This window comes from Methylococcus mesophilus, from assembly GCF_026247885.1.
Lineage (GTDB): Bacteria > Pseudomonadota > Gammaproteobacteria > Methylococcales > Methylococcaceae > Methylococcus > Methylococcus mesophilus.
In genome coordinates this window covers 887,281-905,314 of record NZ_CP110921.1, presented here as the reverse complement: position 1 = coordinate 905,314, position 18,034 = coordinate 887,281, and the positions used below count along the sequence as shown (strand labels likewise).

Genomic DNA, 18,034 nt, shown 5'->3' with positions numbered 1-18,034 from the left:
GGGAGCTCGAACGATGACGCAGCGGCTGGTGAGTGCGGCGGGACAGTGGGACGAGGAGGCGATCGACCGCGCCATCCGGCCCAAGCGTCTGGAGGATTACGTCGGCCAGCGCGCCATGCGCGAGCAGATGGCGATCTTCATCCAGGCAGCGTTGGGGCGCGGCGAGGCGCTGGATCACGTCTTGATCTTCGGCCCGCCGGGCCTGGGCAAGACCACCCTGGCCAACATCATCGCCAACGAGCTGGGCGTCAATGTCCGCCACACCTCCGGGCCGGTGCTGGAGAAGGCCGGCGACCTGGCGGCGCTGTTGACCAACCTCGAGCCCCGAGATGTGCTGTTCATCGACGAGATTCATCGTCTGGGCGCCGTGGTGGAAGAGGTGCTGTATCCAGCGATGGAGGATTATCAGATCGATATCATGATCGGGGAAGGCCCCGCCGCCCGTTCGATCAAGCTCGATCTGCCGCCGTTCACCCTGGTCGGCGCCACCACCCGCGCCGGGCTCCTGACCTCGCCCCTGCGCGACCGTTTCGGCATCGTGCACCGGCTGGAGTTCTACACCGTCGAAGAGTTGGGCAGGATCGTCGCCCGTTCCGCCCGGATACTGGGCAGCGAGATCACCCCGGAAGGGGCGCTGGAAGTGGCGCGCCGTGCCCGTGGCACCCCGCGTATCGCCAACCGCCTGCTGCGGCGGGTCCGCGACTTCGCCCAGGTCATGGCCGATGGCCGGATCACCGAAGAGGTGGCCGGTCGCGCGCTGGAAATGCTGGATGTTGACCCGAACGGCTTCGATCAGTCGGACCGCCGTCTGCTGCTTACTATGATGGAAAAATTCGAAGGCGGCCCCGTCGGCCTGGACAATCTGGCCGCAGCGATCGGCGAGGAGCGCGGCACCATCGAGGACGTGTTGGAGCCCTATCTGATCCAGCAGGGCTTCATCATGCGGACGCCTCGCGGCCGCGTCGCCACGCGCAACGCCTATCTCCATTTCGGGCTGAAGCCGCCGCAGAGGACGAATATCAACGAGGAAATATTCGGCGATGAGTGAAGAATTTGTCTGGCCGGTGCGGGTTTACTACGAGGACACCGATGCCGGAGGCGTGGTTTATTACGCCAATTACCTCAAATACATGGAACGCGCCCGTACCGAATGGCTGCGCGCGTTGGGATTCGAGCAGGACAGTCTGCGCGAAGAGCTGGGAGTGATCTTCGCCGTACGCTCGGTCCAGGTCGAATACTTGAAGCCGGCACGTTTCAACGATGCGATCGGGGTCGGCGTGGCGCTGGTGGAAGCGCGGTCGGCGAGCTTCAGTTTCGCTCAGCGGGTGACGCGGGGTGACGCCGTTCTGTGCGACGGACGCGTCAAGATCGTCTCTCTCTCCGCCAATGGATTTCGGCCCCAGGCCCTGCCTGAAGCCGTGCTGAAGCGGCTGCGGGGTGTGGCCTGAGTACCCGCGCGCTCAGTTTCCTGCTTGTGGCAATCCAGCCAGGCCGGGGGCCGCGACGGCGGCGAGGTCATCCGCCAGTTGCCTGAGGATGGTCTTGGCGAGTTCGGGATAGCGGAAATCGTCCTGCACGCTGTAGATCCAGCTCGTCTTGCCGATCTGGCGGGAATACTCCTTTTCCCACAGGACCTTGCCGTTGCCGCTTTCGACGAGCCTGAAGCCTAGCACGAGTTCGTTGTCGAAGCTGTCCGATGGTGCGCCCAGGATCCAGAACAGCGGACCGAAGACCGACAGCCCGTAGCTGAAGGTCTTCGAATGGTACTGGGTCGATTTCACTGTGCCTTCGAGCCTGAGGTCGGCTTCGCCGCCGTTCCGGCTGAACGCCACCTGTCTGAATATCCTGGCCCGGTCGATTTCCGCCACGGCGGCGCGGGCCAAGTCCTCGTCCGGTTTCCACAGCCATGGCCCCGTGCTCGCGTGCCTTTGCGCGTACTCCGGATGCGAGAGGTTCTGCCAGCCGAAGGGGAACACCGGCATGGCGTAATGCATCAGTTCGTCCGTGTTCGCGTTGGTGCGGAGATCCTGGAAGGGCGGCACCGCAACCGTCAGAACGAGCAGGGGGCTGCGCGCCGCTGCCGTTTCGGGCCGGTAGATCCAGGCCCGTTCGGTCCCGCAGCCGGCGCAGGCGGCCGCGAGCACCCCGGCCCAGGCCCACTTTCTCATGCGGTGGAGAAGTCTTTTCAGGGGCCTTCGACCGAACGCCGCTCCGGTCCGACGGCGGACGTCACGATCGCGTAGGCATCGCGGACGGTCCGCTGCTTATCCAGCTCAGCCTTGAGTTCGGCGTCGAGGTCGCGGGTGAGCTGTTTCATGATGGTCTTGGCGATTTCGCCCTTGATGGAGTCGAAATAGCCCAGCAGTTCGCCTTCCAGCTCCTCGAAATAGTTCTTGATGCCCCGGCGTGCGAACTTGTTGATCTGTACCTGCTGCCGGCGGGTATATTCAAGCAGGCCGGCCTTGTAGCAGTCCAGGGCGCGGTCGATCTCGTCTCCCCGGATCGTCGCGGCCGCGAGCTGCACCGGCGCGCTTTCGCCTCCGCTGCTCTTCGCGTCGGCCAGGCTGTCCTGAATGCGGCGCAGCTTGTCCAGACCGAGAGCAAGCATTTGCTGCGCTCCCTCGCCGGGACCGATCAGATGCAGGTTTCTGGCGATATCCAGCGCGCGGTCGGCATTCTTCTGTACCTGCTCCAGGATGTCGTCCCTTCTGCGGCCCGCATCGCCGGCGGCTTGCGCCATGATGTCGCGGCCGAGATCGTCGATCACCTCGCCGTACTCGAACAGGAATACGTCGCACATTCCCTTCAGCCGGTTGAGCATGTCGCGGCCGCTCAGCCGGTCCTGCAGTACCGCCAGCACCTCGGGCGGCAGGGCTTCGGTGGCGGTGATGTCTTCGAGCAATTGTGCCAGATGGCGGCGCACCATCTGCTCTTCCAGCAACTGCTGCAGCTGGCAGCGGAAGGTGTGCTGGATGTGCAGCTTTTCCTCGATCTTGTGCGGCAGGCGGCTGACCACGCTGTGCAGGTCCAGGCCCTTCAGCAGCTCGTTCTTGAGCGCTTTGCGGTCCAGGGTGTCGATCGCATGGGTGATCTGCTGGCCCAGTTGTTCCTGGTCCTCGTCGCGCCAGAACACGAACTCGGGCAGCACCTCGGTCCGCAACGCCTTGATGTGCTCTTCGACCGTGGAACGCAGGCGCCGCAGGACTTCGTCCTGACGACGCGACAACTCACTGGCGATGAAGGTGTTTTTCATGCTGTCGTCGCTCGTGTTGAGGTAAGTCTGGTGGAGGGGTTCCAGGTGTTCGCGCAGCCGTTTCGCCAGATCCATGTACTCGCTGCGGGCTTCGTCGAGGAATTCGGCGCGCGCAGTATGCGCAAGGTAATCGAACAGTCCGCTGCGGAAAGCCGCGAAACTCTTGGCTTCTTCGAGCGACTTGAGGTGGCGTTCGGCCTCGTGGCGTTCGGGGATTTTGCCGAGCGCCTTCTGGAGGGCATCCACATGTTCGCGGAGGCTGGCGCTCTGTTCCAGGCGGCCGTCCTGAATCAGTTTCAGCAGCAGGTAGTTGAGTGCCGAGACCCGGAACACGCGGTCCTTGGCGATGTGGAAACCGTAGCGGTCGATCTTCTGGCCGAAATTGACCTGCTCTTCCTTCTTCTGCTGAGCGCTCAGAACATCCCACTGGTTGATTACCCAGAACGCCCGCTGCAGCACGCGTTTGCGCTGGCTGTGGATCTCGGCCAGCAGCTCGATTTCCTCGCCCTCCAGCAGGTGGAACACCTTCATGGCGATGACGAAGGCCTTGGCGTCGTTTTCCACGTAGGACTTGGTCACCTTGCGATGGCGCGGATTGACCACCCCCAGCCCTGGCAGGTCCACCAGCACCACGTTTTCCGGAATACTGACGTCGGTGAGGAAGATTTCCGCTTGATTGACGAAAAGCACATCCTCGTAGTCTTCGGTGACGTAGCTCGGCAACTCCTCCAGGGCGATTTCCTTTTCCGCGCCGCTGAGCTTGCTCCAGCCGTGGACGAGGGCTTTCAACTCGTCGAAGAACTTCTGTTTATTGAACGACCCGAACTGCCCCTTGTGCTGCTCGATGTCCCGGCCGAGCTGGCTCAGCAGCTCGCCCCGGCTCAGGCTCCGGTAGGCGTCGCAGCTCTTGCGGAGCTCCTTGGAAATCTCCTCGACATACAGGTTCTTCAGTTCTTCCCGCTCGTTCTCGTCCAGATAGTGGATGACGGCCTTGGCGCTCTTGCCTTTGCGGATGAGGGTGGGGATGGCTGTGAAGGACTTGGTGGCCTGCGGCAGGATGTCGTTGCCGAGCACCGCGTTGATGATCGTGCTCTTGCCGGCCGAGAACGCCCCCAGGAATGCGACCGGGAACTCCGGCGACTTCAGCCGTTCCAGCCAGGTCCGTTTGCGGTTGACGTAGTACTTGAAGTCGTCGGTGAGGCCGAGGTAGGGGACGGCGGCGTCATAAGCTTCGAACAATCGGGTGAACGCCTTGACGTAAAGGCTGTAGTCCGGCTCTTTCATTGCATGGGTTTCCAAAGAGGGTCCTCGTGGCAGGCGGCTGGCGGGCGGGCCGGGTGACGAATCCATGAATATCGGGCCGCCGCATTTTAGCATCTAAGCCTTGTGAACGAATCCGCCCGGTGTGTCGGCGCTCCCGCCGCTTGATAGGCCCGGCCGGTATTTCATAAACTAGCCGGCATCCGGAATGCGAAATCCTGCCGGCCACCTTCTTGAGCCGCATGCCGGTTCCCTCAATTTTAGCCGTTCACCTACCTTAACTCTCAGAGCAAAAATGAATTCTGAGCTGTCGATTATTACCCTGATCAAGGAAGCCAGCGCGGTCGTCCAGATCGTCATGTTCATTCTGATCGCGGCGTCCGTGATCTCCTGGACGTTCATTTTCGGCAAGTACCGTGAGATCCGGCGGGCCGAACAGACCTCCATGGCTTTCGAAGACCGCTTCTGGTCCGGCATCGACCTGGCCGACCTGTACCGCCAGCTGGCCACGGAAAGCGAAGACTGCGGCGGCATGGAACTCATCTTTCTGGCCGGCTTCAAGGAGTTCGGCCGCCTGCGGCAGCAGAGCGGTATCATGCCGGAGGCGGTGATGGAGGGCACCCAGCGAGCGATGCGCGTGGCGCTCAACCGCGAGATGGACAAGCTGGACGAAAGGCTGCCGTTCCTTGCCACAGTGGGATCGACCAGCCCGTACATCGGCCTGTTCGGTACCGTCTGGGGCATCATGAATTCGTTCCGCTCGTTGGGCTCGGTCAAGCAGGCGACTCTGGCGATGGTGGCGCCTGGCATTTCGGAGGCGCTGGTTGCCACGGCCATGGGTTTGTTCGCGGCGATCCCGGCGGTGATCGCGTACAACCGGTATTCGACCAACATTTCCCGGCTGGCGAACCGCTACGAGTCCTTCACCGAGGAATTCCTGAGCCTGTTGCACCGGCAGGCGCACACCAAATGAACGTCTCGACCGGAGCCGGACGCGGCAGCCGCCGCCGTCCCATGGCCGAAATCAACGTCGTACCCTACATCGACGTCTCGCTGGTGCTGCTCATCATCTTCATGGTGACCGCGCCGATGCTCCAATCCGGCGTCGACGTCGATCTGCCCAAGGCCGAGGCGAGGGCGATCGACCCGAATCAGGACAAGCCGATCATCGTCACCATCGACAAGGACGGCCAGCTCTACCTGGATGCGACCAATCAGGAAGACGTTCCGGTCGACCCGGCCACTCTGACCGAGAAAGTGACTCGCGCTCTGGCTGAAAAACCAGGCACCGCCGTCCTGATCCGGGGCGATCAGGCTGTGGATTACGGGCGGGTGATCACCGTGATGGCCGCGCTCAAAAATTCCGGCGTGCCGCAGGTAGGACTGATGACGAATCCCGTCGAAGATTGATGGCCGATTCCCGTCTCCGCAGTCTGCGTGGGCCGTTCGCGCTGGCGCTGGCGTTCCACCTCGTTCTGCTGGTCCTGTTCGCGCTGAAGTTCGAATCCTCGCAACGATCGGCCGAAGCGCCCCAGCCCGAAGTCATCGAGGCGGTCGTACTCGATGATCCCCGCATCGCCGCCGAGGCGGAACGGTTGAAGGCCGAAGCGGCTCCACCGGTCGAAACGGGGCCGGAACCCGTGGCTGAGCCGTCCGAGCCTGCTTCAACCCCGAATCCGGAAGAGTCTCGGCGCGCTCAGCAAATCGAGGCCGAACGCAGGGAGGCCGAGCGCCGACGCATCGTCGAACAGAAGCGGCTCGACGTGGAACGGCGCGAGGCTGAGAAGGCTGCGGAAGAGAGCCGGCGGCAGATGGAAGCCAAGAAGCTTGCTGAGCAGACGCGGAAGGACGAGCAGAGAAGGAAAGCGGAAGCGGCGGCGAAGGAACGAGCGGCGGAGGAGACCCGCGAAAAGGCCGAGGCGGAGGTGCGCCGCAAAGCGGCTGAGGCTCGCGAGAAAGCGGAGGCCGAAGCACGGGAGAAGGCTGCGGAGGAAGCGCGAGCCGAGGCGAAGCGCCAAGCCGCTGAAACGGCGCGTGAGAAGGTCGAAGCCGAAGCGAAGGAGAGGGCTGCGGAAGAAGCCAGGGCCAAGGCGGCCGCGCAAACGGCGGCCAAGAAGAAGGCGCAGGAAAAGGCGAGGGACGCCGCCGAGCGCAAAGCAGCGGAGGAAGCAAAGGCCAAGGCCGCCGCCGAAGCCTCGCGTGAAAAGGCGGAAGCCGAAGCGAAGGAGAAGGCTGCCGAGGAAGCCGCGGCCAGGAAGAAGGCGGCGGAAGAAGCCAAAGAAAAGGCAGAGGCTGAGACCCGGCGCAAGGCGGCCGAGGAAGCGAAGGCCAAGGCCGCGACGGAAGCGGAGGCGAAACGGAAGGCGGCGGATGCCGCGCGTGAAAAGGCCGAAGCCGAAGCAAAGGAAAAGGCAGCCGAAGAAGCCAGGGCCAGGGCGGCCGCGCAGGCTGAGGCAAGGAGGAAGACGGAGGAAGCGGCGAGGGAAAAGGCCGAAGCGGATGCCCGGCGCGAGGCGGCGGAGGAAGTGAAGGCCAAGGTCGAAGCCGAAGCGAAGCAGAAGGCCGCCGAGGCAGTCAGAGCCAAGGCGGCTGCGGAAGCCGCTGCAAAGAAGAAGGTGGCGGAAGAAGCGAGGGCCAAGGCCGTGGCGGAAGCCGAGGCGAAACGGAAAGCCGCCGAAGCCGCGCGTGAAAAGGTCGAAGCCGAGGCGAAGCAGAAAGCCGCTGAGGAGGCAAGGGCCAAAGCGGCCGCGGAAGCCGCCGCCAAGAAGAAGGCCGCTGATGAAGCGCGCAAGCAGGCGGAAGCGGAGGCAAGGCGCAAGGCGGCGGAAGAGGCCAAGGCCCGGGCCGTCGCCGAAGCCAGAAGGGAAATGGAAGAAGAAGCCAAAGCCATGGCGGCTGCGGAGGCGCGGAAAAAGGCGGCGGAAGACGCCCGGCGCAAGGCCGAACTCGATGAGCAGATAAACAACGAACGCAGGGAACTGATCGAGCGGGAAGCGAACAAATGGGCGAACCGTTACATCAAGCCCCGTGTGGAAGGCCTGTGGCTCAGGCCGCCTGCCGCCAGAGCTGGCCTGTCCTGTATAATCCAGGTACGAACGCTTGGGGATGGAACGGTCGTGGAAGCCCGAGTGGTCAAGAGCAGCGGCGACGCCACCTTCGATCGTTCCGCGGAAAGCGCGGTAAAAAAGGCCTCCCCCCTGCCCATGCCGTCCGATCCCAAGGTAGCCGCGGAACTCAGGTCTTTCACGTTCAAATTCGATCCTTCCGGTTAGTCGAGTCAAGGTACAAAGCATGAACAAGGCGCGTGCGATCGCCCGTTGGGTTTCGTTCCTGTTGCTATTCGCTGCGGGGCCGGTCCTGGCGGAACTCCAGGTTCAGATCAGCCAAGGTGTCGAAGGAGCGATTCCGGTGGCCATCGTTCCTTTCGCCGACCAGGGGAGCTTAAGCGACTCCCTCAGCCAGATCGTTTCCGCCGACCTGCAGCGCAGCGGGCGATTCAGGACGCTGGCGGAAAGCGCGATGCGGGAGCGGCCGACTGCACCGGACCAGATTCAACAGTCGGCATGGCAGGCATTGGGCCAGGATTTCGTCGTGGTGGGGCAGGTTCAGCCGGCAGGTGGCGGCTATGAAGCCGATTTCCACGTCGTCGACGTCATTCGCGGCACGCTGGTAATCAGCTACAGGCTGCCCTTCGGTCGGGCTGAAACCCGCCAGGCGGCCCATCGGATCGCGGACGTCATCTATAAGGCGATCACCGGCGAGCCCGGCGCCTTCGCCACTCGCGTCGCTTACGTCACCGTGTCGGGCGAAGGCGCCAACCGCCGCTACAACCTGCAGGTGGCTGATACGGACGGCTACAACCCGCAGAGCGTCATCGCTTCGAAAGAGCCGATCATGTCGCCGGCGTGGTCGCCTGACGGCACGAAGATCGCTTACGTTTCGTTCGAAAGCCGGACTTCGGCGATCTACGTCCAGACGCTGGCGACCGGCGAGCGCCGCAAGGTGTCGGACGCTCCGGGTATCAACGGCGCGCCGGCGTTCTCTCCGGACGGATCGCGGCTGGCGCTGACCCTGTCGAAGGGCGGCAATCCGGACATCTACGTCATGAACCTGGGATCGGGCGCGCTGAACAAGATCACCGACTACAGCGGGATCGACACCGAGCCGAACTGGTCCCGGGACGGCCGCTCCCTCGTATTCACCTCCGACCGTGGCGGCAAGCCCCAGTTGTATCTAGTGTCGGCAAGCGGGGGACCGGCCGAGCGGCTGACCTACGACGGGGATTACAACGCCCGCGGCGTGTTCTCCCCGGACGGGCGCAGCCTCGCCATGGTGCACGGCAAGGGCGGCGACTACCGGATCGCGGTGATGGACTTGGCCAGCCGTGCGGTCCGGGTTCTGACCAGTGGCCCTCTGGACGAGTCGCCCGGATTCGCGCCGAATGGCAGCATGATTCTGTATGCGGCGCGTCGGGGGCAACTGGCCGCGGTTTCGATCGACGGCAAGGTCCGTCAGAGCCTGCGTATCGAAGGCGGTGCCGTGCGCGAGCCGGCGTGGTCGCCTTGACGGCGCCGTAATCGGCCACAAATCTTGAAGTTTTGGAAAGGTAGGCAATATGAATCGCATTAGAATGGGTTTGGTGACAATGGTTGCGGCATCGCTGCTGATGGCGGGATGCTCCAAGACGGAAGAGGTGAAGCCGGACGACGCGGCCGGCGTAGGGCTTGAGGGCGGCGGTCCGGGCGGACCCCAGATCGGCAAGTACGGCGCGGGCGGCGGGGCCGGCAAGGCTTACGGCGGAACCGGCGGCGCTTATGGCGGCAGCGGTGCATACGGCAGCGGCGGCGCGGGTGATCCGGCGCTGAACGATCCCTCCAGCCCGCTTTCCAAGCGCGTGATCTACTTCGGCTACGACAGCAGTGAGGTGCTTCCGGAGTATGTATCGGTGGTCAATGCTCATGCCGCTTATCTGGCCTCGCATCCCAACGTCACAGTGACGCTGGAGGGGCATTGCGACGAACGCGGATCGCCCGAGTACAACATCGCGTTGGGCGAACAGCGCGCGCGCTCGATCGCCAACACCATGCGTTTCCAGGGTGCCAGCGATGGCCAGATGCAGATCGTAAGCTTCGGCGAAGAAAAGCCGGCGGATTCCGGAGGCGGAGAGTCGTCCTGGTCGCGTAACCGCCGTGTCGAAATCGTCTATCCGGGAAACTGATCCGATGAAGCCCATACCTGTTCTGTTCATTCTTTACGGCCTGTCGCTGGCCGTTCCGGTTCGCGCGGAGCAGGGCTATGGCGGCTATGACGCCGGCGGCTACGGCGCGGAAACCCTGGACGAGCGCGTCGCCAAGCTGGAAAAGAAGCTCTCCGGCCAGGTGCTGATGGACTTGAACAGCCAGATCGAGCGCCTGCAGCGGGAGTTGGCGAAAACGCGCGGCCAGCTCGAAGAGGTCAACCATAAACTGGAGTCGCTGAAGAACCAGCAGCAGGCCATGTACACGGACCTGGACCAGCGGATTCGGCAGGGCGGCGGCGTCCCGCCGGCGACGTCGCCTGATGGCGCCGCGGCAGATGCCCAGGATGCCGTAGCGGATGATGCCGGGAGCGGCGGCGACACCCGAACTGCCTCCGCGACACCGACCCCCGCGCCCACGAGCAGGCCGGTCGCGCCTCCTCCCGCGTCCGATGGTGCCGCCAGGGAAGCGGCGTATCAGAAGGCCTTCGGGACGCTCAAGGATGGCAGATACGCCGAAGCCATCAAGGAATTCAAGAGCTTCACCGCCCGATATCCCAGCGGCGACTACGCCGACAACGGCCAGTACTGGCTGGGCGAGGCCTATTACGTCAACCGCGACTTCCCCAGCGCGAAGGATGCCTTTCAAAAGCTCATCAAGAGCTTCCCGCAAAGCGCCAAAGTCTCGGACGCGGCGCTGAAGCTGGCCTACATCGAATCCGATACCGGCCAGGCGGCCAGCGCGAAGCAGATGCTGAACGACGTCATCAAGCGCTATCCGGGGTCCAGCGCGGCCAAGCAAGCCGAAAAGCGGCTTCAGAAATTGCAGCAGGAGAAGCGCTGAAGCCCGTGCCGGAAACCCCCGTCCGCATCACCGAAATCTTCTTCTCGCTCCAGGGCGAAACCCGCACGGTCGGCCTGCCGACCGTGTTCGTCCGTCTCACCGGCTGCCCGCTCCGCTGCGTGTACTGCGATACCACGTATGCGTTCAGCGGAGGAGAGCGCATGAGCATTGCTGAGGTCGTTGAACGGGTCGACGGCTACGGCGCGCGCCATGTGACGGTGACGGGCGGTGAGCCGCTGGCCCAGAAGGCCTGCCTGCCGCTGCTTGCCGCGTTGTGCGACCAAGGCTACGAGGTGTCGCTGGAGACCGGCGGCGCGCATGACGTCTCGGCGGTGGATCCGCGCGTGGTGCGGGTGGTGGACCTGAAGACCCCTGGCTCCGGTGAAGTTTCCCGCAACCTCTACGGGAACATCGATGCGCTTCGGGCGGGCGATCAGCTCAAGTTCGTCATCACCGACCAGGCGGATTACGATTGGGCCGTGGCGAAGCTGAACCAATACCGGCTCGCCGAGCGCTGCGAAATCCTGTTTTCTCCGGTGGCCGGCTCGCTGGATCCGGCGCAGCTCGCCGAATGGATCCTGCGGGACCGGCTGCCGGTTCGATTCCAGCTCCAGTTGCACAAGCTGCTCTGGGGCGACAGTCCGGGGCGATGATGAAACCTGCCGTAGTCTTGTTGTCGGGCGGACTCGATTCCGCCACCACGCTGGCGATCGCCCGGCGCGAGGGTTTCGCCTGCCATGCCATGAGCTTCGATTACGGCCAGCGGCACAGCGCCGAACTGCGGGCCGCACGGCGCGTCGCCCACTCTTTGGGGGCGGTCGAGCACAAGACCGTCCACATCGGCCTCGATGCGATCGGCGGATCGGCGCTGACCGATCTCAACATCGCCGTACCCGATCATCCGCAGAACGGGATCCCGGTCACTTACGTTCCCGCCCGCAATACCGTGTTCCTCGCCTTTGCGCTCGGCTGGGCCGAAGTGCTGGGATCGACGGATATCTTCATCGGCGTCAACGCCGTCGACTATTCCGGCTATCCCGACTGCCGGCCGGAATTCATCCGGGCCTTCGAGCAGCTCGCCAATCTGGCGACCAAGGCCGGCGTCGAAGGCGGACGGTTCCGGATTCACACCCCGCTGATCGATCTTTCCAAGGCCGACATCGTCCGTACCGGCACGGCTCTCGGCATCGACTACGCCATGACGGTATCCTGCTATGCCGCCGATGCGGAAGGCCTGGCTTGCGGCGTTTGCGATTCCTGCCGGTTGCGCCGGCAAGGGTTCGAGCAGGCCGGCATCGCCGATCCTACCCGCTATCGCCCCTGAAGCGGGCCGGCGCGGCCGGTCTGGTATCATTGGTCCCTTTTCCAATCCACCGCTCACCCATCAGGTTCTAGGGATGACCCACCGCACACGTTTCGCACCCAGCCCGACCGGCCATCTGCACATCGGCGGCGCCAGAACGGCGCTGTTCTCCTGGCTGTACGCCCGCAAGCACGGCGGCACCTTCATCCTGCGCATCGAGGACACCGACCTGGAGCGTTCCACGGTCGAATCGGTGAACGCCATCCTCGAAGGCATGACTTGGCTGGGGCTGGAATACGACGAGGGACCGTTCTACCAGACCCACCGCTTCGACCGCTACGGCGAGGTGATGGAACAACTGCTGGAGCAGGGCCATGCCTACCGCTGCTACTGCACCAAGGAGGAGCTGGATGAACTGAGGGCCGGGCAGATGGAGCGCAAGGAAAAGCCGCGTTACGACGGCCGCTGCCGCCATCGCACCGAGCCCAGGCCGGGCGTGTCCCCGGTGATCCGCTTCCGCAATGCGGCCGAAGGGGAGGTGGCCTGGGACGACCTGGTGCGCGGGCGCATTGCGTTCCGGAACAGCGAACTCGACGATCTGATCATCGCACGCTCGGACGGCACCCCGACCTACAACTTCACCGTGGTGGTGGACGACCTGGACATGAAAGTGTCCCATGTCATTCGGGGCGACGATCATGTCAACAACACCCCGCGCCAGATCAACATCCTCAAAGCCTTGGGTGCCGAACTTCCGCACTACGGCCATGTGCCGATGATCCTCGGCGCCGATGGCGCGCGCCTGTCGAAGCGCCATGGCGCGGTGAGCGTGATGCAGTACCGCGATGAAGGTTATCTGCCGGAAGCCTTGCTCAACTATCTGGTCCGTCTGGGCTGGTCCTACGGCGACCAGGAAATTTTCTCGATCGACGAGATGATCGAATATTTCGAAGCGACCGATATCAACCACTCGGCTTCGACCTTCAACCCGGACAAGCTGCTCTGGCTGAACCATCATTACCTGATGCATTCCGATCCCGCCCATGTCGCCCACCATCTGCGGTGGCATCTGGGGCGGCTGGATATCGATCCGACCGACGGCCCCGACCCGGTCGAGGTTGTGCTGGCTCAGCGCGAGCGCAGCAAGACCTTGGTCGAGATGGCGCAGTCCAGCCGGTTCTTCTATATGGATTTCGACGACTACGATCCGAAATCCGCCCAGAAAAATCTCACCGCGTCCAGCGTGCCGGTGCTGGAAGAACTGCGGCGCCGGCTCGCTGGCGTCGAGACTTGGGAAAAAGAGCCGCTGCATGCCGTGCTCGTGTTTACGGCCGAAGATTTGGGCCTGAAGCTGGGCCAGGTCGCCCAGCCGTTGCGGGTCGCCGTGGCCGGCACCGCCGTATCGCCGCCAATGGACGTGACCCTGTACTTGCTCGGTCAATTGCGCACCCTCAGCCGTATCGACCGGGCTTTGCAGCACATCCAAGCTAAAAAGGACTAGACAGTTGGGCGATCCGTCTCTATAATGATTGCTCAACTTCGGTTGGGGCCATAGCTCAGCTGGGAGAGCGCAACAATGGCATTGTTGAGGTCGGGAGTTCGATCCTCCCTGGCTCCACCAACTCAAAGTTAGAAGCCAGTCCTGTCCCCATCGTCTAGAGGCCCAGGACACCGCCCTTTCACGGCGGCGACGGGGGTTCGAATCCCCCTGGGGACGCCAGTTATATCAGGCGCTTACAAGAGAATTTTGGCGCAGGACACGGGTCATGTCCGCAAGATGTCCGCCAAGTGTTCCGGAATCGCACGTCAGCAAGGTGCTTGGATTTCCGAAAAATTCGAGATGGCCCGCCCAAGGCTCTCGCGTAGAATCGGGCTGTTGATGCGGTCGAGACCGCAGGCTCACACTATTTGCAACTGAACTTGCAATCGGCGCCGCTGGCTCGCAATCCATCTCTTCGAGCTCATGCTTTTTGCCAGGAGTGCGACAGTGAGCCAGCCAATCGCTTCTGGATCCGCCGGAGTGGCAAGATGAACTCGACCAAATAGGTAAGCAGCGCTGAATGTGCGCGGCTCACCGACAGGTTAACTGCTCCAGGTGTTCAGGGGACCGATCCCCCGCACTGTGATTTTCGAAGCAACATCGTCGAGTTCCCGAAGGTCATCCGTAGTCAGGTCAATCGTCGCTGCTGCAAGGTTCCCTTGCAAACGATTCAATTTGCGGGTTCCCGGGATGTGAACGATCGAGGGCTTCTGAGCCAGCGGCCAAGCTAACGCGATCTGAGCCGGTGTCGCTTTCTTCCGGGTTGCAATTGAGCCGAGTAGATCGGGTTGGCTTTCCAGCTTCAGCCGTAAAGCGGGGGAGTGCATTGCGAAAATCGGTACTCTCAAAGGTGCTGGCTTCGTTAATCTTTCCTGTCAGGAAGCCCTTCCCGCAAGGACTTTGTGGATCGAAACCGATACCCAACTCTTCGAGGGTCGGCAGAGCTTCGGCTTCCGGACGTCGCCTCCAAGAAAGTAGTCGCTCCGCACCGCCGTGACCGGCTGTACGGCAGGGGCGCGGCGGATGGTCGGTATGGATGGCTCCGACAGACCAAAGTGTTTTACCTTGCCAACCTGAATTTTCTCCTTCACCGCGCCGGCCACTTCCTCGATGGGAACGTCCGGGGCGACACGGTGTTGGTAGAATAGATCTATGGCTTCGACCCTGGGCCGCTTGAGGGAACCATCGGCAACCTGCTTGATGCGTTCGGGCCGGCTTCCAGGCTAACCCACTGCGGTGCGCTGGCGAAGTGCCAGTGGTTCAAGTCGATCGACTATGGCGGGTGCGTCACGCTGCCGGACTCGCGGTCACCGTGACCGCGTTCAAGCTTCCCGTCCGGTATGAAGCGCAGACCCGCCGCAGCGGCTTCGATACTGGACGCCTGTGCGACCTCCGCTGGGCAGCCGCTGCGCGAGGTGGTAAGCGGTCAAGCGTGGTGTAAAGCGCGAGGTCCTCACGCCGCTGGGTGCGCCGGCCGCATTCCGGAAAGAAGCCAAGCGGGAAGGGGAAAATCGCAGAGCCGAGCAGGACACGCCGCTCATCCGAGCACTCGGCCTCGCGCATTACTGGCAACGGCTGTTGGACGAGGGGAAGTTCGAATCGCTGTCCGACATCGCGGCGGCGGAGGGCATGAATCTGAGTCAAGTCAGCCGAATCGCCCGCCTGGTACACTTGGCACCGGGAATCGCGGAGACTTGTTTGGCCGAGAATGATCCTGAGCTGATGCTGGAAGATTTGAATCGCCATGCGCACTCTGTCGATTGGGCGGTGCAGGCGTAGCTCAATACCCCGGATATCCGATTTGGGTTCGGACATAATCACACAAGATTTAATCCAATTTTCCTTCGTCGGTGCGGCGCCGTTCCATTCCGGCTGTTAAGATTGCCTAAGGAACCTCTGAACAAACCCGATTTGGCCGACAAAAGCATATCCCGCTGATAATCAGGCTTTGAAAATGGGTGAAGGGTACCGATAACCCTTGCTTATCCTGGCGATTCCCGCCCGGATGCGCCCGTCGGGGCGGATTCCGGGCGTACCTCGCCCGTCAGGTCATCAATGCGTACCGCTTCAGGTAGAGATTGGTCAACCCTATCAGGGTAAACACCTGGGCGGCGTTCTTGGCCAGGCCCCGGTAGCGCGTCTTGGTGTAGCCGAACTGCCGCTTCATCACCCGAAAGAGGTGCTCGACGCGGCTGCGCAGCGAGGACGTCTTTCGATTGCGGCGTTTCTGCGCCGACCCCAGCCGCCGTTTCGGACGGGCCTTCAGGGCCACGCCCCACACGACCCCGGCCTGCCGCGCCGCGCGCTTATAGGTGTCGTTGACGTAGCCGGCATCGCCGAGGATCAGCCGGTCGTCCTCGCGCAGCAGGTTCGGCAACTGGCTGATGTCCGAGGCGTGGGCCGGTGTCACCGACACCGTGTGGGCGACACCGGTGTGAACATCCGCTCCCACATGCACCTTCATGCCGAAGAACCACTGATTGCCCTTCTTGGTCTGATGCATCTCCGGGTCGCGCGCTTTGGCCTTGTTCTTCGTCGATGGCGCGGCGTGGATGATCGTCGCATCCACCATCGTGCTCCCCTTGAGCAGCAGCCCTCGCGCTTCCAGCACGTCAGCGATCGTGTTCATCAGCTTCGCCGTCAGCTCGTGCCGTTCCAGCAGGCGCCGGAAGTTGAGGATCGTGGTTTCATCCGGCAGCGCGTCATCGGCCAACTCCAGACCCGCAAAACGCCGCATCGATTCGATCTCGTACAGGGCATCTTCCAGGCCCGGGTCGGACAAGGCATACCATTGCTGGAGGAAGTAAAGCCTGAGCATCGTCGCCAACGGGTACGGTTGACGACCGCGCCGACCCGCTTTCGGGTAATGCGGCTCGATCACCGCCAGCAGTTCCGGCCACGGCACCGCCTGCTCCATCTCGGCCAGGAACTTCTCGCGCCGGGTCTGCTTCTTCTTCCGGTCAAAGGCTAAGGAGGCGAAGGTGGTCTGTTTCATGGGGGCTCCGCGTTCAGGGGTTCTGGGCAGGGATTAGCTTACCAGCAGGGTTTGTTCAGAAGCTCCTTAATTGGCAATCGCCTTATGAGGGATCAGGACACACGCTTACACACAAAGCCGAAAATAACTGCGATATGGCTCTTCTGCCGCCATTAATGTCGTTGCTGTTTTCCGGTCCGGGCGTAATGAGCGGACCCTACGCCAAATCTCCAATACCGCCGTCACGACTATATTCTGCCCATCTAAAACAGGATCAGTACGATAACCAGCAACAGCCCGATTACTCCTCTGGGCGTATAACCACACCCCCGGCTATGTGGCCAGGCGGGGACTACTCCCAAAGCATCAGAATCAAAATTACGAGCAAGATTGCGCCAATTGAAATTTGGGCGCGCCCATAAAAGAAAAAAGTCGAACCCAAAACAACTTAAAAGCAATGCGGCGTTGTAGCTTATTCCCAACCCTTTCACATGAGACCATGACGCACTAGGCCGACGATATCCCGAGCAATCAAACATACGGCAGTGCAAGCCTAGTGCGACAGCCACATTCGTCATATTCAGGGGAAACGCCTTTTTGGCCAAGCTCGTGCGTATGAGTTATTGTGGGGTTGAAGCGAAGGTGCCGCCCGTTTGCGAACGGCACAGCCCCACTCAGTTTCTAGCTAAGAAATAAGCGATCAATCGATAGCCTTTTCGAAGTCCTTGATCCGCTTGTCGGCTTCATCTTGCGCAAGCCCGTATTTCTCTTGGATCTTGCCGAGTAGGATATCGCGCTTTCCAGCGATCTGCTCGAGCTCATCGTCGGTCAATTCACCCCAAGTTTCTTTAACTTTGCCCTTGAATTGCTTCCAATTACCTTCTATTCGATTCCAGCTCATCTCGCTTCTCCTATCGTTTTAGGATTATAGCCACGTTATTTCGATGTTACTTCAAATACAGCTATTTGCGGATGATCCCCCTGTTAAGGTTTAGGGCGGTAGAAAGGAAATTGCTCAAGCTCTTCACGCAGTCTCTGCCATTTGTTTGAACTGTCTGGCCAGTGTTTTTTGTCAAATCCAGGGGCTTTCTTTAAGGTCTCCTTATCCAGATCGAGGACGTAATACTTTTTATCACGCGTCCAATTTAGAGCATTCCACGGAATGGCAAAGAGCTTGTTCCCCATACCGAATACACCACCGAAGGAAACGACGGCATAGACCACTTGTCCACTCTCCGGATCGAGCACCAGTTCCTTGATGTCGCCGAGGTTTTCTCCGTTGGGATTTTTCACTTGGGTACCGATGATCTTGCTGGCCCGGCTCACCTGTTGCATCGACTCGTTGGACTCCTGGGCACGATCAACCAATTCTTTTTGGCGCTCTTGCTTGAGTTCCTTCTGCGTCTCCTTGACTGCCTGCTGTTGCTTCTGAAGTTCCTGTTGTTTTTCCTGGATATCAGTCGCAAAAGAGTTATCGGCGAATGCCGCACAAAAAAAAGACATGGCCACAATGGAATTCAGCATTTTCATACCATCCTCCTACTCCGTAAAATGATTGATATCTCAGGAAGTTTCGAGGTTAACGAGATGCGTTGTGACCTCGCGATCTGTTGCTCGGGCCCAG

At 61.8% G+C, this 18,034-nt stretch carries 19 protein-coding genes, 2 tRNA genes and 1 pseudogene; 14 read left to right on the top strand and 8 right to left on the bottom strand.

The window, feature by feature from the left end:
* Nucleotides 1–13 precede the first annotated feature (13 nt).
* Nucleotides 14–1,048, top strand: coding sequence for a Holliday junction branch migration DNA helicase RuvB (gene ruvB / locus OOT43_RS04070; RefSeq protein WP_266023433.1), 1,035 nt, complete (start codon nucleotides 14–16; stop codon nucleotides 1,046–1,048).
* Entirely contained in the window at nucleotides 1,041–1,448 is a 408-nt protein-coding gene (gene ybgC, locus OOT43_RS04065; RefSeq protein ID WP_266023432.1) for a tol-pal system-associated acyl-CoA thioesterase, read from the top strand. Before ruvB ends, ybgC begins: the two co-directional genes overlap by 8 nt.
* A gap of 12 nt (nucleotides 1,449–1,460) precedes the next feature.
* Here ybgC and OOT43_RS04060 read toward each other — a convergent pair whose 3' ends face one another.
* Nucleotides 1,461–2,168, bottom strand: coding sequence for a hypothetical protein (locus OOT43_RS04060; protein WP_266023431.1), 708 nt, complete (start codon nucleotides 2,166–2,168; stop codon nucleotides 1,461–1,463).
* Nucleotides 2,169–2,185: 17 nt separating this feature from the next.
* Entirely contained in the window at nucleotides 2,186–4,537 is a 2,352-nt protein-coding gene (locus OOT43_RS04055) for a dynamin family protein (protein ID WP_266023430.1), read from the bottom strand.
* A gap of 271 nt (nucleotides 4,538–4,808) precedes the next feature.
* Between OOT43_RS04055 and tolQ the strand changes: the two genes are divergently transcribed.
* The 11 genes from tolQ (at nucleotide 4,809) to OOT43_RS04000 (ending at nucleotide 13,616) form a co-directional block, all read left to right on the top strand.
* Nucleotides 4,809–5,486, top strand: coding sequence for a protein TolQ (gene tolQ, locus OOT43_RS04050; protein ID WP_266023429.1), 678 nt, complete (start codon nucleotides 4,809–4,811; stop codon nucleotides 5,484–5,486).
* Nucleotides 5,483–5,923, top strand: a complete 441-nt coding sequence (gene tolR / locus OOT43_RS04045) for a protein TolR (protein WP_266023427.1) — start codon at nucleotides 5,483–5,485, stop codon at nucleotides 5,921–5,923. Before tolQ ends, tolR begins: the two co-directional genes overlap by 4 nt.
* On the top strand, nucleotides 5,923–7,785 hold the full coding sequence (tolA, locus tag OOT43_RS04040; protein ID WP_266023425.1) for a cell envelope integrity protein TolA: 1,863 nt from the start codon (nucleotides 5,923–5,925) through the stop codon (nucleotides 7,783–7,785). Before tolR ends, tolA begins: the two co-directional genes overlap by 1 nt.
* 19 nt (nucleotides 7,786–7,804) lie before the next feature.
* Entirely contained in the window at nucleotides 7,805–9,079 is a 1,275-nt protein-coding gene (gene tolB, locus OOT43_RS04035; protein ID WP_266023424.1) for a Tol-Pal system beta propeller repeat protein TolB, read from the top strand.
* Nucleotides 9,080–9,128: 49 nt separating this feature from the next.
* The gene (gene pal, locus OOT43_RS04030) at nucleotides 9,129–9,731 is read left to right on the top strand and encodes a peptidoglycan-associated lipoprotein Pal (RefSeq protein WP_317134049.1); all 603 of its coding nucleotides are present in this window, start codon (nucleotides 9,129–9,131) and stop codon (nucleotides 9,729–9,731) included.
* Nucleotides 9,732–9,735: 4 nt separating this feature from the next.
* Nucleotides 9,736–10,593, top strand: coding sequence for a tol-pal system protein YbgF (ybgF, locus tag OOT43_RS04025; RefSeq protein ID WP_266023423.1), 858 nt, complete (start codon nucleotides 9,736–9,738; stop codon nucleotides 10,591–10,593).
* A 5-nt stretch (nucleotides 10,594–10,598) separates the two neighbouring features.
* Entirely contained in the window at nucleotides 10,599–11,246 is a 648-nt protein-coding gene (queE, locus tag OOT43_RS04020) for a 7-carboxy-7-deazaguanine synthase QueE (RefSeq protein WP_266023422.1), read from the top strand.
* Nucleotides 11,243–11,917 (top strand): 7-cyano-7-deazaguanine synthase QueC, encoded by a 675-nt coding sequence (gene queC / locus OOT43_RS04015; RefSeq protein ID WP_266023421.1) that lies wholly within the window; start codon nucleotides 11,243–11,245, stop codon nucleotides 11,915–11,917. The genes queE and queC overlap by 4 nt, the downstream gene beginning before the upstream one ends.
* 73 nt (nucleotides 11,918–11,990) lie before the next feature.
* The gene (gene gltX, locus OOT43_RS04010) at nucleotides 11,991–13,397 is read left to right on the top strand and encodes a glutamate--tRNA ligase (RefSeq protein ID WP_266023420.1); all 1,407 of its coding nucleotides are present in this window, start codon (nucleotides 11,991–11,993) and stop codon (nucleotides 13,395–13,397) included.
* Between the two features lie 44 nt (nucleotides 13,398–13,441).
* Nucleotides 13,442–13,517, top strand: a tRNA-Ala gene (locus tag OOT43_RS04005).
* A 23-nt stretch (nucleotides 13,518–13,540) separates the two neighbouring features.
* Nucleotides 13,541–13,616, top strand: a tRNA-Glu gene (locus tag OOT43_RS04000).
* Between the two features lie 362 nt (nucleotides 13,617–13,978).
* On the opposite strand, the gene OOT43_RS20520 is transcribed toward OOT43_RS04000, so the two are convergent.
* Both OOT43_RS20520 and OOT43_RS20515 read right to left on the bottom strand, forming a co-directional pair.
* A complete protein-coding gene (locus OOT43_RS20520; protein WP_394358034.1) occupies nucleotides 13,979–14,263 on the bottom strand; it encodes an aldo/keto reductase in 285 nt (94 codons plus the stop codon).
* Nucleotides 14,264–14,311: 48 nt separating this feature from the next.
* Nucleotides 14,312–14,641: pseudogene (locus OOT43_RS20515) on the bottom strand (aldo/keto reductase); the annotation flags it as partial.
* Nucleotides 14,642–15,014: 373 nt separating this feature from the next.
* Between OOT43_RS20515 and OOT43_RS03995 the strand changes: the two are divergent.
* Nucleotides 15,015–15,215 (top strand): hypothetical protein, encoded by a 201-nt coding sequence (locus OOT43_RS03995; protein ID WP_266023419.1) that lies wholly within the window; start codon nucleotides 15,015–15,017, stop codon nucleotides 15,213–15,215.
* A gap of 265 nt (nucleotides 15,216–15,480) precedes the next feature.
* On the opposite strand, the gene OOT43_RS03990 is transcribed toward OOT43_RS03995, so the two are convergent.
* The 4 genes from OOT43_RS03990 to OOT43_RS03975 form a co-directional block, all read right to left on the bottom strand.
* Nucleotides 15,481–16,431, bottom strand: a complete 951-nt coding sequence (locus OOT43_RS03990) for an IS5 family transposase (protein WP_266023418.1) — start codon at nucleotides 16,429–16,431, stop codon at nucleotides 15,481–15,483.
* A 242-nt stretch (nucleotides 16,432–16,673) separates the two neighbouring features.
* Entirely contained in the window at nucleotides 16,674–16,949 is a 276-nt protein-coding gene (locus OOT43_RS20510; RefSeq protein ID WP_394358045.1) for a DUF3309 family protein, read from the bottom strand.
* Between the two features lie 161 nt (nucleotides 16,950–17,110).
* Nucleotides 17,111–17,311, bottom strand: coding sequence for a CsbD family protein (locus tag OOT43_RS03980; protein WP_266023417.1), 201 nt, complete (start codon nucleotides 17,309–17,311; stop codon nucleotides 17,111–17,113).
* Between the two features lie 83 nt (nucleotides 17,312–17,394).
* Complete coding sequence (locus OOT43_RS03975) at nucleotides 17,395–17,940, bottom strand: PRC-barrel domain-containing protein (protein WP_266023416.1); 546 nt, start codon at nucleotides 17,938–17,940, stop codon at nucleotides 17,395–17,397.
* Nucleotides 17,941–18,034 lie beyond the last annotated feature (94 nt).

Bases quoted from the DNA above. Each gene is read 5' to 3' on its own strand.
- ruvB (WP_266023433.1), top strand. From the start codon at position 14: ATGACGCAGCGGCTGGTGAGTGCGGCGGGACAGTGGGACGAGGAGGCG.
- ybgC (WP_266023432.1), top strand. From the start codon at position 1,041: ATGAGTGAAGAATTTGTCTGGCCGGTGCGGGTTTACTACGAGGACACC.
- OOT43_RS04060 (WP_266023431.1), bottom strand. From the start codon at position 2,168: ATGAGAAAGTGGGCCTGGGCCGGGGTGCTCGCGGCCGCCTGCGCCGGC.
- OOT43_RS04055 (WP_266023430.1), bottom strand. From the start codon at position 4,537: ATGAAAGAGCCGGACTACAGCCTTTACGTCAAGGCGTTCACCCGATTG.
- tolQ (WP_266023429.1), top strand. From the start codon at position 4,809: ATGAATTCTGAGCTGTCGATTATTACCCTGATCAAGGAAGCCAGCGCG.
- tolR (WP_266023427.1), top strand. From the start codon at position 5,483: ATGAACGTCTCGACCGGAGCCGGACGCGGCAGCCGCCGCCGTCCCATG.
- tolA (WP_266023425.1), top strand. From the start codon at position 5,923: ATGGCCGATTCCCGTCTCCGCAGTCTGCGTGGGCCGTTCGCGCTGGCG.
- tolB (WP_266023424.1), top strand. From the start codon at position 7,805: ATGAACAAGGCGCGTGCGATCGCCCGTTGGGTTTCGTTCCTGTTGCTA.
- pal (WP_317134049.1), top strand. From the start codon at position 9,129: ATGAATCGCATTAGAATGGGTTTGGTGACAATGGTTGCGGCATCGCTG.
- ybgF (WP_266023423.1), top strand. From the start codon at position 9,736: ATGAAGCCCATACCTGTTCTGTTCATTCTTTACGGCCTGTCGCTGGCC.
- queC (WP_266023421.1), top strand. From the start codon at position 11,243: ATGATGAAACCTGCCGTAGTCTTGTTGTCGGGCGGACTCGATTCCGCC.
- gltX (WP_266023420.1), top strand. From the start codon at position 11,991: ATGACCCACCGCACACGTTTCGCACCCAGCCCGACCGGCCATCTGCAC.
- OOT43_RS20520 (WP_394358034.1), bottom strand. From the start codon at position 14,263: ATGCACTCCCCCGCTTTACGGCTGAAGCTGGAAAGCCAACCCGATCTA.
- OOT43_RS03990 (WP_266023418.1), bottom strand. From the start codon at position 16,431: ATGAAACAGACCACCTTCGCCTCCTTAGCCTTTGACCGGAAGAAGAAG.
- OOT43_RS20510 (WP_394358045.1), bottom strand. From the start codon at position 16,949: ATGTTTGATTGCTCGGGATATCGTCGGCCTAGTGCGTCATGGTCTCAT.
- OOT43_RS03980 (WP_266023417.1), bottom strand. From the start codon at position 17,311: ATGAGCTGGAATCGAATAGAAGGTAATTGGAAGCAATTCAAGGGCAAA.
- OOT43_RS03975 (WP_266023416.1), bottom strand. From the start codon at position 17,940: ATGAAAATGCTGAATTCCATTGTGGCCATGTCTTTTTTTTGTGCGGCA.